Source organism: Halalkalibaculum roseum (assembly GCF_011059145.1).
Classification (GTDB): domain Bacteria; phylum Bacteroidota; class Rhodothermia; order Balneolales; family Balneolaceae; genus Halalkalibaculum; species Halalkalibaculum roseum.
Genome location: NZ_JAALLT010000004.1, coordinates 373,352 through 389,973 on the forward strand (window position 1 = coordinate 373,352; position 16,622 = coordinate 389,973).

General features: G+C 43.8%; 12 protein-coding genes. 1 reads left to right on the plus strand and 11 read right to left on the minus strand.

Annotation, left to right across the window (positions count from 1 at the left end; genetic code table 11):
* Positions 1–122: 122 nt before the first annotated feature.
* From G3570_RS13595 to G3570_RS13620, 6 genes are all read right to left on the minus strand, one after another.
* Positions 123–2,579, minus strand: coding sequence for an ABC transporter permease (locus G3570_RS13595; protein ID WP_165143268.1), 2,457 nt, complete (start codon positions 2,577–2,579; stop codon positions 123–125).
* 172 nt (positions 2,580–2,751) lie between these two features.
* Positions 2,752–3,012, minus strand: a complete 261-nt coding sequence (locus tag G3570_RS13600; RefSeq protein ID WP_165143270.1) for a hypothetical protein — start codon at positions 3,010–3,012, stop codon at positions 2,752–2,754.
* Between the two features lie 52 nt (positions 3,013–3,064).
* Complete coding sequence (locus G3570_RS13605; RefSeq protein WP_165143272.1) at positions 3,065–5,446, minus strand: ABC transporter permease; 2,382 nt, start codon at positions 5,444–5,446, stop codon at positions 3,065–3,067.
* 204 nt (positions 5,447–5,650) lie between these two features.
* The gene (locus G3570_RS13610) at positions 5,651–6,058 is read right to left on the minus strand and encodes a DUF3052 family protein (protein ID WP_165143274.1); all 408 of its coding nucleotides are present in this window, start codon (positions 6,056–6,058) and stop codon (positions 5,651–5,653) included.
* 16 nt (positions 6,059–6,074) lie between these two features.
* On the minus strand, positions 6,075–6,494 hold the full coding sequence (locus G3570_RS13615) for a YciI family protein (RefSeq protein ID WP_165143276.1): 420 nt from the start codon (positions 6,492–6,494) through the stop codon (positions 6,075–6,077).
* 87 nt (positions 6,495–6,581) lie between these two features.
* Positions 6,582–7,013: a c-type cytochrome gene (locus tag G3570_RS13620; protein ID WP_165143278.1), complete on the minus strand. Its 432-nt coding sequence runs from the start codon at positions 7,011–7,013 to the stop codon at positions 6,582–6,584.
* Between the two features lie 467 nt (positions 7,014–7,480).
* On the opposite strand from G3570_RS13620, the gene G3570_RS13625 reads away from it, so the two are divergent.
* Positions 7,481–8,380 (plus strand): hypothetical protein, encoded by a 900-nt coding sequence (locus G3570_RS13625; RefSeq protein ID WP_165143280.1) that lies wholly within the window; start codon positions 7,481–7,483, stop codon positions 8,378–8,380.
* Positions 8,381–8,426: 46 nt separating this feature from the next.
* On the opposite strand, the gene G3570_RS13630 is transcribed toward G3570_RS13625, so the two are convergent.
* The 5 genes from G3570_RS13630 to G3570_RS13650 all read right to left on the minus strand — a co-directional run bounded on the left by G3570_RS13630 (position 8,427) and on the right by G3570_RS13650 (position 16,413).
* The gene (locus tag G3570_RS13630; RefSeq protein ID WP_165143282.1) at positions 8,427–9,977 is read right to left on the minus strand and encodes a M20/M25/M40 family metallo-hydrolase; all 1,551 of its coding nucleotides are present in this window, start codon (positions 9,975–9,977) and stop codon (positions 8,427–8,429) included.
* A complete protein-coding gene (locus G3570_RS13635) occupies positions 9,967–10,338 on the minus strand; it encodes a hypothetical protein (protein ID WP_165143284.1) in 372 nt (123 codons plus the stop codon). The genes G3570_RS13630 and G3570_RS13635 overlap by 11 nt, the downstream gene beginning before the upstream one ends.
* Positions 10,339–10,507: 169 nt before the next feature.
* Positions 10,508–11,212 (minus strand): ABC transporter ATP-binding protein, encoded by a 705-nt coding sequence (locus G3570_RS13640; RefSeq protein WP_165143286.1) that lies wholly within the window; start codon positions 11,210–11,212, stop codon positions 10,508–10,510.
* A 151-nt stretch (positions 11,213–11,363) separates the two neighbouring features.
* The gene (locus tag G3570_RS13645) at positions 11,364–13,745 is read right to left on the minus strand and encodes an ABC transporter permease (protein ID WP_165143288.1); all 2,382 of its coding nucleotides are present in this window, start codon (positions 13,743–13,745) and stop codon (positions 11,364–11,366) included.
* A gap of 238 nt (positions 13,746–13,983) precedes the next feature.
* Complete coding sequence (locus tag G3570_RS13650) at positions 13,984–16,413, minus strand: ABC transporter permease (protein ID WP_165143290.1); 2,430 nt, start codon at positions 16,411–16,413, stop codon at positions 13,984–13,986.
* Positions 16,414–16,622 lie beyond the last annotated feature (209 nt).

A 16,622-nucleotide genomic window follows, 5' to 3' on the forward strand; every position in this document is an offset into this window, starting at 1 on the left:
CTGCATTAAGATAGGTAAAATTAAAGCCCAATGAATAGTCCCTCATTTAAAACTTTACCGTGAGCGGATTTGCTAAACCAATGAGTTAGGCCAGTAACTTTAAAAGCAAAGAGGTTTAATAATTATTCCTGTTTGATGCTGTCAACGGGATTGATAAGCGCAGCCTTCAAGGATTTATAACTCACGGTTACAAGGCAAATGATAACACTCAGAAGGATGGTTGCTGCAAAAACACCAATGAGATTTAATCCCAGGTTGATACGGTAAGGGAAGTCTTGCAACCAGCCTCTCGCGAGAAAATAAACTACGGGCCAGGCAATGATATTTGCAATCAGAACCAGTTGCACATACTCTTTTGACAGTAGAACCAAAATCTGGCTGAGAGAAGCGCCAAGGGTTTTGCGAATGCCAATCTCCTTCGTTCTCTTGGATGCTGTAAAGGAAGCCAGCCCGAAAAGTCCCAGGCAAGCCACCAGTATGCATAAGAGCGTAAATACGCCCGTTACCCGACCCAGTGTCATTTCTGCGGCATATATTTTATCCAGTTCTTCATCCTGAAAGGAATATTGAAAGGGGTCGATGTGATTGACTTCAGCCCATACCTCCTCAAGGTGCTTTAATCCCTCATTAACTCCACCGGGACCTAATTTAACCACTGCATTTGAAATCGTCTGCAATATGGGACGTGTTCCCTCAGAGAGTCGAATAACCAGTGGCTTGATCTCTTTTTTGACTGAGGTATAATTAAAGTTTTCTGTGACTCCAATAACGGTAAGCGTTTTTACTTCTTCCTCAGATAATTCATGGTAAAACAATTCACCAATGGCATCTTCGGGTTCTTCAAAACCCAGCCTTTTGACCATCTCTTCATTGATCAAAATAGCCTGTTTCTTATCCGTAGGATAATATCTGGAGAATGTTCGGCCCGCAATAAGATTGATATCATAGGCCTCCAGAAAGTTGTATGTAACATGCAGGGCCAATGAGGATTTCTCCCCTTCGTCGGGGGTTGTTGCCGGATAAATTTTCCAGGTCTGCTGATCATCGGTTCCCAAGATTTTGCTGGTTGCTGTAACGGTTCTGACGTTTGGGTCACTCATGGCTTGTTCCCGGAATTGGTCAAACTCCCAGGCTATAAGATTCTGCTCCATGGGTAAAATGACCACCTGTTCCTTGTCAAAACCAAGTTTCTTAGACTGCATATGCTGCAGCTGCATATATAGCAGAACCGTACTGATAATTAGTATCACAGAAAGTGAGAATTGAAAAACCACCAGCCCTTTTCTAAAGAGTACACTTCTACTTCCTTTATCCGCTTCACCTTTCAGAACAACGGACGGATTAAAAGCAGAAAGATAGAAAGCAGGATAAATACCGGCCAGGAAACCCACCGCAAAATAAAGAAAGAGCAGTCCTCCAATCAGAAAAGCATTATCAAAGATATTGAATGCCAGATTCTTGCTTATAAAATCGTTGAAGATCGGTAGCGTGAAATAGACTAGTACTACCGCAAGTACGACAGCCAGGAAGCTCATGAGAAAAGATTCACCCATAAATTGGCTGAAAAGCTGACGGCGATCAGCGCCCAGTACTTTACGCATACCTACCTCCCGTCCTCTTTCTGCAGAACGTGCTGTTGCCAGGTTCATAAAGTTTACACAGGCAATGACCAGTATGAGCACTGCCACAGCTGAAAAAAGATAGATGTAGAAAATAGAGTTGTTTGGATTCATCTCCTGCTCCAGATTCGAATAGAGATGAATATCGGTAAGTGCCTGCAAGCCGAGACTGACTTCCTCTCCCTCCGGCCGATTGGGATTATAGTACTTGTCAGCGAAAGCCTCCAACTGGTCATCAAGCTCACCGGCAGAACCTGCATTTTTCAGTTCCACATAGGTCCAAACAGGATTCCACCACCATGACTCATCATATTCCGGACTCCTCCGGTACAATACATCCACACTTGAAAATGATGCCAACATATCGAATTTCATGTGGGACTTCTCCGGCCAGCTTTCCATGATTCCGGTAACCTCCAGACTCATGCTGCCCCGACCCTGAAAGCTCAATGTTTTTCCAATGGGATTTTCATCACCGAAATATACCCTGGCTCGCTCCTCAGTCATCACCAGCGACAGGGGATTATCCAATACCTGCTCCGGATTTCCCCGGATCAGTTTCCCGTCAAATACCTCAAAGAAAGTGGAATCGGTGAAGTAAAAATTTGATTCCCTGAATGAATTCCCGGTCTCCCTATCCAGCATGGTATGAGTAGGCTGCTGCATGTTGAAGAAACGCACGCTATGCTCTACCAGTTGCGGATACTCAGCCTCCAACATAGGTCCGGTTTTGAACGTGGTTGTAGCTGATGTTTCGTCAGTATTGAGAGAGGTTTGTTTGATACGGTATATCTGATCTGCCTTCTCATGAAACCGGTCGTAGCTCAGCTCATTTAACACATACATGCTGATCAGAAGGCAACAGGCTAATCCAATTGCAAGACCAAAAATATTTATGAATGTATAAGCCTTTCTCTTTACCAGATTGCGAAAGGCAATCTTTAAATAATTACGAACCATGCTGCTTATTTGATGGCTACCAGGTACCCAATGCTGTCACCGATGTATACTTGCAAGACGGGCTGGCAAATATACTATCTGTTATAAAGAAGAGTTGCCTCGCGGGAATTTGTTACAAGAAAGTTGAGATAAACCGCGAAGTGCCAAAATGGAATCGCTGACCTCTTAAATATTAACCGTTATGGAATCTGAAAGTCACCGGAATCTGATCATTCTGTGGTGTGCCGATATGATACAGTTCCCACTCACTGTCATAATTTTTTATCTGTTCTCGCAACACATTGATGAGTTCTTCTGAACTGCCGGTTTCGGAGTTCCAGTCAAAGTTGACTATCCTGAACTTCATCTTTCGCTTTTCCCCATTAATATTTACCTCCAGGTTAGCCATCTTATCAACGTTCGGTATGGTAAATTGGACGCGTATGTTATTCATGGTATTAGGTTTTTGCAATCAGCCTCTAACCAATCGGCAGATCGCTCGTTCATCATTCACTTTTTAATATTTCTGCCGGGTTTGTGTTAGCGGCACGAATTGTAGTATAACTTATTGTTGCCATAGCTATTGCCACCGTGAGAAAACCTGCTCCCGCAAGCATAAATAGACTTATTTCCGTGCTGTAAGCAAAACTGTTCAACCATTCCCGCATAAGGTTGTAGGCAATTGGCGCAGCTATGACAAATCCGATAGTCGTCAGTTTTACAAACTCCAGTGACAATCCTGTAATGATACTGTATACGCTGGCTCCCAGCACTTTACGAATACCAATCTCTTTTTTTCGCTGATAGGTAGTATAGGCAGCGAGTCCCAGCAGACCCATGCAGGCAATCAGAATGGTAAGATAGGTGAAATATCGAAGCATTTCGCTGATCACTTCCTCAGTTACATATTCACCGGCCAAATTACTTTCCAGGAAAAAGTATCCTACGGGAAGTCCCGCATTAAATTGCTTCAAAAAGGTGTTAATTTCACCGGCAGTTTCTGCAAGTTCCGTAGTATTCAATTCTATGGCAATCCGTTGAAAGGCTTCAGGTCGATATTTTAAAATGAGAGGACGAATAGCGTTGTGCAGTGTCTCAAAATGAAAGTTCTCTACTACCCCAATAACCGTATAGGTTCTCGTCGTTTCACCTGTGCTTTCTGCGATGGTTTTTCCAACCGCATCTTCCCAACCGAATTGGCTGATTGCAGCTTTATTGACAATGACAGACGTTGTGGTATCACCGGCCTGTACGGCATTAAAATTTCTTCCTTCCACCAGTTCAATTTCGAATAACGCAATAAAGCTGTTATCCACTTCATAGTAATTAACAAGTAAACCGTCTTGTTCAAACTGCCCCTCAGGCCTGAAACTGCTGATGGAACCGCTGTCTTCACCCGGAATATTAGCAGTCAATGATGAGCCGCTAACCGCTGACTTCCTTTCAAGCTCCTCCTTAATCATAAACTTGTTCTCTCTGCTTAAATTGGGAGGCAAATTGGACACCATGATATTTCCGGACTTAAATCCCAGGTCTTTGTTTTGCAGGTATTCTATTTGGCTGTCAGCCACCCATGACCCAATAATCAAAAAGACAGCGACACTGAACTGGCTTACCACTAGTACTGTCCGCAACCAGGACCGACTCTTACCGGTTGTTTTACTTCCTTTAAGTACGGGTGCTGGTTTAAAAGAGGAGAGATAGAAGGCCGGATAGCCGCCTGCCAGCAGGCTAACTAAAATTACCAATAACACAGCAGTTATCAGATAAAAGCCATTCTCAAAATAGGCAGCCTGCACATTCCATTCCGCCAGATCATTGAAGAGGGGTAGGGCAAATTCCACCAGGGTCAGTCCTAGAAAAACAGCAATGAGAGACATCAAAAAAGCTTCCGACAAGAACTGAAAAATGAGTTGTTGTTTGCCGGCACCCAACACCTTTCGCATGCCAACCTCACGAGCCCGCTCAATACCCTTCGCCGTCGCCATATTTATGAAGTTGATACAGGCAATCAGCAGTATGAGAAAGCCAATTGCCGTAAAGATGTATACATAAGATATGTCAAGACTGTCTCCGTGTTCAGCAAACAAATTGGACCTTAGATAAATATCCTCAAGATTCTGCAGGTGAGGCTGATATTTTTCCAGCCCTTCTTCCCCAAAGTTCTTTACAATAAATTGCTCCAAATCTTTCTCGACTTCTGTGGGGTCAGCGCTTTCACTGAGCAGCAGATAGGAATAGAGATTATGGTTTTCCCAGTTATCAATATTGCTGTAGCTCTGTTTATCGAGGGAAGAGAAAGGAACAAACATATTAAACCATAGGCTGCTCTGGGAAGGCTGCTTTTTCAGAACACCGGTAACTGTATGGGGGACATCATTAATCATCATTGTTTCCCCGACCGGATTATAATTTCCAAAATACGTCTCGGCTATAAAATCAGTTAATACTACTGAATGAGGATTCTGTAAAGCCGTCTCTTTATTGCCGTACTTAAGCGGATAAGTGAAAACATCAAGTATGGTCTCATCTACAAATTCCACCTCAAAGGTAAATACTTTATCTCCGTAGCCTACAGTCCTGTTCTGTCCCGTGAATCGAACGAATGATTCTACTTCCGGGAAATCATCTGTTATTGCTTCAGCCCAGGGAGCAGGGGTGATGGCTGCATCTACGATACTTCCGGAACTGGTTTTAACCTTGTCAGCAAGCCTGTAAATGCGGTGGCTGTTTTCATGGTGGGTGTCGAAGTTAATAGCATATTGATCCAACAGAAAAAGAAACAGACAAATACCCATACCGATCCCAAGTCCAATGACATTTATGGCGGTGTAGCCTTTTTGCTTGGATAAATTTCGGAGGGCTAATTTAAGATAGTTTAGGAGCATGACACGGTTTATTGGTTATTCATAATAGTTATTGGCAAATCCATCTTAAAAAACCAATAACCGGCAACTACTATCTGTGATATCAACAATCATACCAATCAGGTTGACACGGCTTTTTATACCTCAAAACAAAGATAATCAGTCATTAAGCGTCCGTATTCTTACATCTACTGTACGGAAACGGACAGATATAAGGAATGTCTACTACCTGTCTTCTTTTCGATACATGAATTTGAGACCCGACCAATTTTTATCTACCGCGCATACTTTTATATCGACAAGTCCCAGCTCCAAGCCTTTTCTTCGTACGTCATTACCGTTAATATCTGTGTTACGTTTTGATGCGCCCTTGATCCAGGAGACCCATAGCATGCCGTCTCTGGCCAATTTATCTTTCAGCGGTGGCAATGCGTTTTGTAGTGTTTCTTCATTTTTGGCAAAAAGGTGAATAAAGTCAGCTTCCTCCTCGCCGTCATCAAGGATGGTAACATCGGGAGGCAATTCACCCAGCATTTCAAAATAATGATCCGGCTCATTTTCGGTCATTATCTTAAATCCCGGTTTAATACCCAGTTTTTTTATGAGTGGTGTTCCTGAATAACCTGCAGGCATAAACTTACTCAATCAATTATTTAACGGAAGAGCCTTTAGCCAGCCACCAGGGATGAGCCTCAACAACCAGCCTGCCGGCTTTCACTGCCGGATCCGCTTCAGCCAGCTTGATCGCCTCTTCCATGGTTGCGGTATTATATACCGAGATACCGGCAATCTCAGAATCATCCCCCAACGGACCGTTTAAGTTAAGCACACCTTTTTTAAACAGACCTCCAAGGTAGGCCAGGTGTTCAGCCTGAATTTTCCTGGCCTCTTCTTCCGGCTGATTTCTGTTAGGTCCTTCTTTTAGGAATACAATGAAATACTTCTGCATGGTGATAGGTTGGCCTTCCCAAACCATCTCAAAGGTTTCGGGACCGGTTTCTTTTTCCTGTGCAAAGCCAAGGATAGTGCCTGTGACTAACACAAATATCAGTGTTATTATGGATTTCATATGTTACCCCCATTTTTTGAGATAAGTGACCAGCAAGAGAATACAGATTATTAAATCCGGTATAATTTTGCCAGTAAAAAGAGCGTGCTAATTGTTGATATTTAGGGCGGGTTTAACCTGTCCACGGTGGCAGGTTGTACAGTTTACTATTGGTCTCTCACTTTCAAGGTTATTTATAGCCGGCAACAGCTCTTGGTTGATCCTTCCTACCATCTTCATCATATCCCTGGCGATCTGTTTTTGAGGCTTTTCATCACTGCTCCAATCACCGGGGTTATGGCAATGTGTACACCTTACACCAAGTGACTTACCGAAGCCCATCTCCATAATCCGTAGAAATCTATCTGCTGTTGTACGCTCAAAAGACCGGATATTATCAAATACAAGACCGGCGGCTTCCTGCTCTCTTCCCCTAATTTTTTCCCGCAGCTCTTTAAGAGCTTTTTCCTGATCAAAATTCGTAGTGTCAAAGGGCGTTAGAACGGGGACAGTTAGTATTTGACTTTCGTATACTGTCATATTTTCTACGTAAACTCTACCGAGTATTATTGTCAAAATCGGTAAAACAACTAAAAAGGTTTTCATCGACCTACCTCACTCAATTTATTTTGTTCAGTGGTATTCAGCACCCGCGGCCTACAGAGCAGTCTATATCCTTTACTAATTACCTGAACCTTACAAGCGCTTTCTCCTGAATGTTAAAATCTGGAGCAAATCCCTCAACGCTTTTGGGTTATATAGCAAACCTGATGTTATGAAAAGCCACATCTAGGGAAAGGGTTTCATACTGTCGAATGAAAGCACATCAATTTCTGAAATTATTGAATACCTATTTAAGCAATGTTTTAAAACACAGCTTAATGGCTATTATAGCCCGATTGAAGCGTCTATTAACATGATCATGTGATACATGTTCATGTTATTTGCAGCCTCACCTTTGTTGGCTATCTAATAGGTAATCCTCATAAACAAACCAGGAGGCTGTTATGTTAAAAAAGTTACTAATATCATTATTGCTGCTATTGGCTTATGCCATGCCTATGCAGGCGCAGAACTTCAGTTTCGAACTGAGCTACCAATCCTTCAGGCCATTCATCCATTTTCACCTGAATTATGAAAGTCAAAATTATCGGCACGATTACGAATCGGCCTATTTGAAAGGTTATATGGATGGGGTCATAGACGAATACTATTACCATCACCGGTACAATGAACTGGTATATGATTCCCGTGTGTATGAAGCCGGCTATCGAGACGGTTTCAGGGATCGAGAACTACTGATCAGCCTTCGCGGGTACAACTGGTATCAGAGTCATCGATTCACCTATAACGATTATTACAACCCCGGCTATTCGGTACGTATCTGGCTGGACGGTTTATCCCTGGCATTTCTGCAGGCTCCTGCTTACCGGCTGCCGAAGAGATGGAAGTATAAGGCGCATCCCCACGTAATCCGTTATCGCAAATGGGTTGCCGGCAACCACCATCATAAAAAATTCAACCGGTACAGAAGTGCTGTGAGAATTGGAAATCATTACTCCAATAGAAACCGGCTGTATGAACGACAGGCTATAAAACCGAATCACAGGATTGGTAAAAAGCACCTGAATCGTGGGAACCGGTATACAGACAAACGTTACCGGGATAATCGCGGAAAAGGGGCGTTCAAAAATAATCGTATAGATCGTAACCGCGGTAAAGCCAAACATAGAAAAGCAGTTGGCAAAAACAATAATAGCAAACGCAGCCGCGGTGCTGTTAAAGCGCAAAAGAGACAAACCCGTAGTCGCGGTACCATTAAACACAGCCGAGGCGGGAATAAGGAAAAATCAAACAGGGGCAAAAAGCGTGGCAAACGCAATCGTGGCGGAAGAGGCGGAAATTAAGTATTCCTATGTGGGACACGGTTCTTTTACTCCGTGTCCCATTTTTTTAATCCATTGTAAATATTTCGGCATAAATATCCATCCCGTACCAGATATTACCAATCCGTATATTCTCATCCGGTGCATGCTGGTTATTGTCATGATTGGCAATCGGTACAATCACAATGGGAGTTTGCATGACTTCTTCAAAATGAAACAGCGGTAATGAGCCTCCGAATGTCGGGTAAAGAATGATCTCTTCTTCAGTAGCTTTTTTAATTGCACCAACAACCTGTTGTGCCATGGGATTATCGATAGGTGTCCGTACAGCCGGGTAACCGCCGCCGCGGGTTATTTTAGCAACTTTTCTGTTATTTAGCCTGGTTTCCATATTGGGCTCCTGCCTGACAATGTGGTAGCCCTGACTGGCAATATGTGCCTCAACCCGGTCTTTCATGCGTTCCGGATCATTGCCTTTTGCCAACCTGATACCCAGACTGGCCACTGCTTTGGTCGGTATGACATTTCTAGCCAGCTCCCCTGTATTTCCGCTTTCCAGACCCCTTATGGTCAATGTCGGAAACATGTAGCTTTCAATCAGAGACCGGCCTTCCATTTCGGTCCAGTTCAGTCCCAAATCTTCCCTAATTTGCCGGTCGTAATTGGGCAAGGTCTCAAATGCTCTTTGGTCAGCCTCCGTGATCGGGGCCGTATTTTCGTTGAATCCCTCGATCAGAATTTCTCCGCTCTCTTTTTTCATGGTGGACAAAAGCTCGGCAAGCATTTGACCCGGAACCGGTGACCATCCGCCGTAATGTCCGCTATGCAAAGGACGGGAAGGCCCGTAGACCGTAACCTCCATGCCCGTCACACCACGGACGCCGAACACTACCTGTGGTCGACCGCTCTGGTGCTTTGGACCGTCGAAAAAGAGCCAAAGATCACCCTGAAATTTATCTTTGTAGTGTTCCAGAATCTGACGCACATGCGGCGAACCGGCTTCCTCTTCACCTTCAAAGAAGAATTTGAGGTTGGAGGTCAAAGCAATACTCGATTGCTTAAGGGCATCAAGCGTATGAAGGATGGCAGGGAATGGCGCCTTGTCGTCGGAGGCTGACCTCCCGTAAATCCGCCAGTCGGGATTCACCTCTTCGTTGCTTTCACTCAATGAAACAGGCTTACCGCCTTCCTGCATAGAACCGGAGTAAATAGTTGGTTCCCAGGGGTTATGAGTCCAATTTTTTGGATCTGCCGGTTGACCGTCGTAATGCACATAAATGATCAGCGTTCGTTCAGCACCGGGGGTTTTGAGTTCGCCATAAACCACCGGCGGCACATCAGGCTTGTCCGGCAACGTCAATAACTCCATCCGGGCTCCGCGTTTTTCGAATTCCTTTACAAGGTAGTTGGCGTTACGTTTAATGTTAGGCAGGTCGGATGCCACATTCGGTATCTTCAAAAAGGTGAGATACTCATTAAGTATATCGTATTCATGTTGTATTCGATACTCCCTGACCTTTTCAACGGTACTTGTCTGGGCAAATGCACCTGTTGAACTAAGCACCAATACGACAATTAATATAGGTGCCAATAGTAAATTCTGAATTCTAGTAACCATAGAAGAAACCCTTAATTTTATCGTTATCCGGGAGTTGATTAACCTTTGATTCCCCATTCAAGAATTGAATAATTTTTTCATACCCCTCTTTCAGGCTCTCGTAATCACCCTGATCGGCATAGATGGAAAAAGAGTAGATTCGCTCCCTGCCCCGATATACAGCAACCCTGTAATTTTCAGTAATATCTCGATCCAGAAAGAGGTCCAAATCGCTGTAATTTAATGTATGTATGCGCTGACCAAGTGGGATATCTTCTGCTAACTCTTTCTTCTTAATCTGTTCAATAACCCCCGAAATGTTGACTTCCTCCTTTCCCGGCTCGTTATCGGTTGAAAATAAGTATTTTAATTTCTTGAGCATTACAAATTTGAACAGGTAGCATTTTTAAATCCAATTCTGCAGGTATTTAAATGTGATGCTTTACTCTGTTGTAAGAGAAAGAATATACCCGCATATACCCGACGATACGTTAAGAAAAATCCAGCAGAAATTCGTATCCCGGGCAGAGGATTTGTAAATGACAAGCCAGTCAGCTCTCCATGTCTACTTTTTGATCTTCATAGGGATTCTCCTCGACAACGGTCCCGTCTTTTAAATTAATGATTCTATTGCCGTAACCGGCCATTTTCTCGGAATGGGTCACCTGTATAATCGTAACACCCTCCTCTTCATTGAGCTTGGTAAACAGCTCCATAATCTCTTCACTCTGTTCAGAATGCAGGTTCCCGGTAGGTTCGTCTGCCAGTATCAATTTTGGATTACCGATGAGGGCACGCGCCACACCGACCACCTGCTGCTGTCCGCCTGAAAGTTGCGGAGGAAACAGATCTTTCTTCGCCACGATATTAAAACGGTCTAGCATATCAGCCACCATCGCCTTACGCTGCTTTCCCCTAACCTTACGGTACAGCAAGGGCATTTCGATGTTCTCGTACACCGTCAGTTCATCGATAAGGTGGTAAGCCTGAAAAACGAAGCCTATGTGGGATTTGTGGTAATCCGATTTCCTTTTTTCACTAAGACTGTGAACAGCCTCATCGTAAAAGTAGTACTCTCCTTCCGATGGATCATCCAGAAAACCGAGTATATTAAGAAGGGTCGATTTACCGGCACCGCTTGGACCCATCACCGTAATAAACTCACCCTCTTCTATATCCAGATTAATATCCTTGAGTATAAAGGTACGTTGAAAACGCTTGTCTATGTATTTATCAATATTTCTAAGTTTAATCATCCGTGTAAGCTTTAAGCTGTCAGTTTTCAGCTGTTGGTATTTTTCTAACCGCAACGAACATCCGACCGGCTTTATTCATATTTAATTTATAAATCTCAAATCTAAATTCTCACCTCGCACCTCTCATGACTCATGACTCATGACTAAAAATTTACTCACTCCGCAAACTATCAACCGGATCAAGTGTTGCTGCCCTCAGTGCCTGATAGCTTACCGTAGCTACAGCTATGAGCAGGGTAATTCCTCCCGCCATTAGAAAAACATACCAACCAATATCAATACGGTAGGCAAAGTTCTGCAGCCATTCACCCATGGCGTACCAGGCCAGTGGCACGGAAATCAGGAAGCCGGCAAGAACCAGTATAACAAAATCCTTTGAAAGCAAGGCCATTACCTGGGCCGAGGTTGCACCGAGCACTTTTCGTATGCCAATTTCGCGATTCCGTTCTTCAACCAGGTATGAGGCAAGTCCGACCAGCCCAAGACACGCTACAAAAATCGCCAGGATTGCGAAACTGTTGAATATGTAACCGGCTCTGGTTTCCTGTTGGTACAGAGCATTGTATTCCTGATCAAGAAACTCATAGGTGAAAGGATATTGGGGGAAAAGATTACTCCATACCGCCTCAGTATCTTCCAAAACATTTCTGACGTCAGCACTCCGGAAACTTATCAGAAGTTTATTAAAACTGCCTCTCGGGAATATAAACAGTGGCTCAATCGGCCTGTGAAGGGAGGAAAAATGGAAGTCACGAACCACACCCACAATGTTGCCGCTGCCTCCACCAATTGAGGCTCTTTTCCCAACCAGCTCTTCAGGATCCATTCCAAAATGACGGGCGGTAGCCTCATTAACCAACATAGCATACTCCCTGTCTTCCTGAAGGTTTGCCCTTGTAAAGTCTCCCTCCGTAAAAGCACGTCCTTCTACAAGCTCAATATTCAATGCATCGGTAAAGCCCGGTGTAACCCTTAATGCGTTGATGATGAAATTCGGGCCTTCTTCCACACCCTCAATATCCGGTCCGTAGCCTGCGCGAATACTCGTCGGTGTTTCGGATGACATGGCCACGCCCTTAATCTCCGAAACCTGCATCAACTCGTTCTGCAACGTGTTAAAGCGGTTTTCAACATCACTGTAAGCTGTCAGCACCAGTACATTATCCTGTTTGTAACCCAGCTCCTTCTCCTGGATGAAATCAATCTGACGGTAAATCACCAGGGTGCAGATGATCATAAAAATGGATGCTGCAAATTGAAATACTACCAGGAATTTTCGAAGCTTTGAACTCCCGCTGCTTATTTTTTTCCCTTTTAAAACTTCTGAAGGATTAAAAGATGAAAGCATGAGTGCCGGATAACTTCCGGCTACCAAAGTTACTAGGAGACCGGTTGCTGCCAATACTAACCAGAATTCATACGAGGCATAGTCAATATAGATAGATTGACCAGTCAGACTGTTAAACCATGGGAGGAACAGTTCCATCATCAATAGAGAAAGGGCAATAGCCAGCATGGTTAAAAAAGCGGACTCCCCGTAAAACTGTCCGATAAGCTGTCTCTTCTCGGAGCCTAGAACTTTTCGAATTCCAACTTCCCGTGACCTTCGCGCCGACCGTGCCGTAGCAAGGTTCATATAGTTGATACAAGCAATGATCAAAATGATGATGGCAATAGCTGTGGCAGCTAACACGTAACGAATATCACTCTGGGGTGCGATTTCCCCCTCGACATCCGAATAAAGATGGATATCTGTAAGCGGTTGGAAAAGTAAGTCCAAAGAAGCTGCGAACTCATTCTCCGGGAAATTTTCCGTGATAAAAGCATCTACTTTTTGCTTTAAACCGGATGCACCGCCCTGATTATCCAGCACCAGGTAGGTATAAAAATTGGCAGAGCGCCAGGTATCATCACTGAGTTCACTCCAACCGCTTCTTGTTATCAGCGACGCAAAAAAATCATATCGAAAGTGACTGTTACCCGGTATGTTTTCCATTACCCCCGTCACTTCAAATACACGATTGTTAACCTCCAGACTTTTTCCGATCGCGTTATGATTATCGAAATACTTCAATGCCATCTCCCTGCTGATCACAATGGTATTCGGCTTGGCCAGTGCGGTGTTGGAATTGCCTGACAACAATTCAAAGTCGAACACCCGGAAAAGGGTAGAGTCTGCGTATGCAAACTTACGTTCTTCAAAAACTTTGTTATCATTGCGTATGACAAGCGGCTGGAACCTGCCTACATCATAAATGCGTACCCCTGTTTCCACTTCCGGATACAGGTTTTCAAGGGTAGGCAAGATCATTGAAGGGGTTAAAGCAATATGAGCCTGTGGATGGTCCATAGTAACCCTATAGATACGGTCGGATTTTGAGTGATACTGATCATAAGACAGCTCATAGGAAACGTACCTGAAGATCAGCATACAAACCGCAATACCAACCGCAAGTCCCAGGATATTGATTAGTGAATATCCCTTGTATTTTCTAAGATTTCGAAGTGCAATTTTTATGTAATTTTTTATCATAACATTCTGCTTTATTCCAAAGAGTTTCCTTCGGGACGGCTGTCAGGTTTCACTTACATTGACCGGAACAGACGACTGACGACCGTTTGCGTAATCACCCGACACCATTGCCCTATTAATCATCCCACGTTTCACTTTTAAAAATCCAAATTTATGCAAAGAGCAATTCTATATTCTGACTCCTGAGTTCAAAATTTCGAATACTGATTACTGACACACTGTTCACTGTAACCCGTAATCATTCACTTCTTAAACTATTAACAGGATTCGTTAGGGCCGCTTTCAGGGATTGATAGCTGATTGTAAGCCATGCCACAAGCAGAGCGACAACCCCCGCCATCACAAAAGTCCATATTGACATCTCAATATGATAGGCGAAATCACTCAACCAGCGATCCATTCCAATCCAGGCTACCGGTACCGCAATGATGAATGCGGTAATAACCAAAAGGGTGAACTTCTTTGAAAGCAACAATACAATTTGTGAAATTTTCGCACCCAGCACTTTGCGTATTCCAATCTCTTTGACTCGCTGCTGCGCCGTAAAAGAGGCCAGACCGAATAAACCAAGGGCTGCGATAATTATGGCAAGCAGGGAGAAATATCCGAAAATCTCTCCCAAACGCTCTTCATTTGCATATTGCCGGTCAAAATTATCTTCCACGAAAAAGTAATCGAAGGGATAGCCAGGCCTTAAAGTTGCCCACTGCTCTTCGAGGTAGTCAAGGGTCTCGGTTCTCATATCACCTCGTATCTTTATCGCGACATTTCTGATTCGATTATCTGGAATAAGAAATACAATCGGTGCGATAGTCTGGTGTAGGGACTCAAAATTAAAATTATTGGTGACACCGATCACTCGCCCGCTTCGTCCGCCATATCGAAACTCCTTATCTATGGCTTCTTCCGGACTTGACCAGCCAATTGCCCGGACGGCTGACTCATTCAAGATAAAAGATTCTGTAGAATCACTGGCAAGGTTGATATCAAAATTCCTGCCCGCAACAAGATCTATACCAAAGGTCTCCATAAAATTATGACTCACATGAATATCTGCAATCCGGGTATTGATCTCTTGCAGATCCCCATTGACCTCTGCCTGCGTATCCTGGGAATCCAGGAGTCTTCCTGACGGTACCCGGCTGGATACCGAAACATTGATTATTCCGGGATGTCCCAGTAGGCGCTGTCTGATATTTTCGTAATTGGAATTGATATTCTCTCCGGTGGGAAGTACTGCAATATTTTCCTTATCGAATCCAAGATCTTTAGTGCGCATAAATTCCAGCTGATTATACACTACAATCATGCTGGCAATGAGGGCGATTGATATTGTGAATTGAGTTACCACCAGTACCGATCTAAATTGACGATGGCTGCTCCCTACGCTGAAGGTGCCTTTCAGAACGCTAGCCGGCTGAAAACCCGATAGAAAAAAGGCTGGATAACTGCCGGCAATCAATCCTACGAATAACACTACACCTGCCAAGCCGGCCAGCTGCCTCCAATTTTCCGTTAGTTCTAAACCCGCGTTTATGGCCAGGTACTCATTGAAAAAGGGCAGCATCAACTGTACAAAGAAGAGAGCCAGAGCAAGGGCAATGACCGCCAGGATCATTGATTCACCGATGAATTGTCTGATCAGTGAGCCACGATCGGCACCCACAACTTTCCTTAACCCAACCTCCACGGCACGCTGGGAGGACCGGGCAGTGGAAAGATTCATAAAATTAATGCAGGCAATAAGCAGGATGAATAGCGCTATAGCGGTGAATAGGTATACATACTCAATATTCCCATTAGCCTCGATTTCAGAATCCAGGTTGGAATAGAGATGTATATCTGTAAGTGGCCAAAGATTAAGCATTGTAACTTCCGAAGGATCAGTGTCGGGACCACCAAAACTTGTCAAGTGCCGGTTAATAAAGTCCGGTATCTGCGACTGAAGGTTCTCATAGTCATAATCCTCGGGAAGCAACAGGTAGGTAGCAAAATTGTTACTCCCAAAATTATTCATCATCTGTTCCCGGCCTCCGTAAAACTGTATTACCGGTTCCATGGAGGCAAGAAAATCAAATTGAAAATGGGAATTCTCCGGCACATTCTTCACGATACCGTTTACCTGGAAGGGCAGTCTGGTTCCCTGGTACTCAAGCTCCAGCGTTTTTCCAATAGGATCCTCATTACCAAAGTATTTTTTGGCAGTATGTTCAGTAAGCACCAAACCATCCGGGTAGGTTAAGGCTGTTTCCGGATCTCCCTTAAGCATTTCCCAACTGAATACATCAAATACCTCAGCATCGGCAAAAAAGAAGCGATCTTCTACAAAGGACTTGTCTTCATATCTAATCAACGGATTGATCTGCAAGAAGCGAACAGCCTCCTGTATGGTGCCGTTAAAATCCTCTTCCAACATCGGTGCAAACGGTGGAGCTACGTGCCCCAAATGCAAACTCGTTTCTCCATTACTGTTAAACCACTGCCTGGAAACCCTGACAATGCGATCAGAATTTTCATGGTAGGTATCATAACTCAACTCGTACTGAACATAGAGCAGAATTAAAATACTGACACCCATTCCAAGGGCGAGTCCAAAAATATTTATAAAGGAGTACCCCGGATTCTTCCGGATATTACGCAGGGCTATTTTAAAGTAATTTTTCAGCATATCACATACCCGATATTTTCAATAGTAACAGACTCTTAATGACACGTAAAAATGGTAAAATGGTTACAGGGTGAACTTGAAATGTGAGACGATCTACAGCAGACCAATGACAGGCGAGAGATAAAAGCGGCCCTTGATTATCGGTCAATCATTTCTGCCAATTCACATTTCACATTTCACGTTATTCCCTGTTCCAATTCTATCATCTC

Coding starts and splice junctions, on each gene's coding strand:
- G3570_RS13595 (WP_165143268.1), bottom strand. CDS start 2,579: ATGGTTCGTAATTATTTAAAGATTGCCTTTCGCAATCTGGTAAAGAGA.
- G3570_RS13600 (WP_165143270.1), bottom strand. CDS start 3,012: ATGAATAACATACGCGTCCAATTTACCATACCGAACGTTGATAAGATG.
- G3570_RS13605 (WP_165143272.1), bottom strand. CDS start 5,446: ATGCTCCTAAACTATCTTAAATTAGCCCTCCGAAATTTATCCAAGCAA.
- G3570_RS13610 (WP_165143274.1), bottom strand. CDS start 6,058: ATGCCTGCAGGTTATTCAGGAACACCACTCATAAAAAAACTGGGTATT.
- G3570_RS13615 (WP_165143276.1), bottom strand. CDS start 6,494: ATGAAATCCATAATAACACTGATATTTGTGTTAGTCACAGGCACTATC.
- G3570_RS13620 (WP_165143278.1), bottom strand. CDS start 7,013: ATGACAGTATACGAAAGTCAAATACTAACTGTCCCCGTTCTAACGCCC.
- G3570_RS13625 (WP_165143280.1), top strand. CDS start 7,481: ATGTTAAAAAAGTTACTAATATCATTATTGCTGCTATTGGCTTATGCC.
- G3570_RS13630 (WP_165143282.1), bottom strand. CDS start 9,977: ATGGTTACTAGAATTCAGAATTTACTATTGGCACCTATATTAATTGTC.
- G3570_RS13635 (WP_165143284.1), bottom strand. CDS start 10,338: ATGCTCAAGAAATTAAAATACTTATTTTCAACCGATAACGAGCCGGGA.
- G3570_RS13640 (WP_165143286.1), bottom strand. CDS start 11,212: ATGATTAAACTTAGAAATATTGATAAATACATAGACAAGCGTTTTCAA.
- G3570_RS13645 (WP_165143288.1), bottom strand. CDS start 13,745: ATGATAAAAAATTACATAAAAATTGCACTTCGAAATCTTAGAAAATAC.
- G3570_RS13650 (WP_165143290.1), bottom strand. CDS start 16,413: ATGCTGAAAAATTACTTTAAAATAGCCCTGCGTAATATCCGGAAGAAT.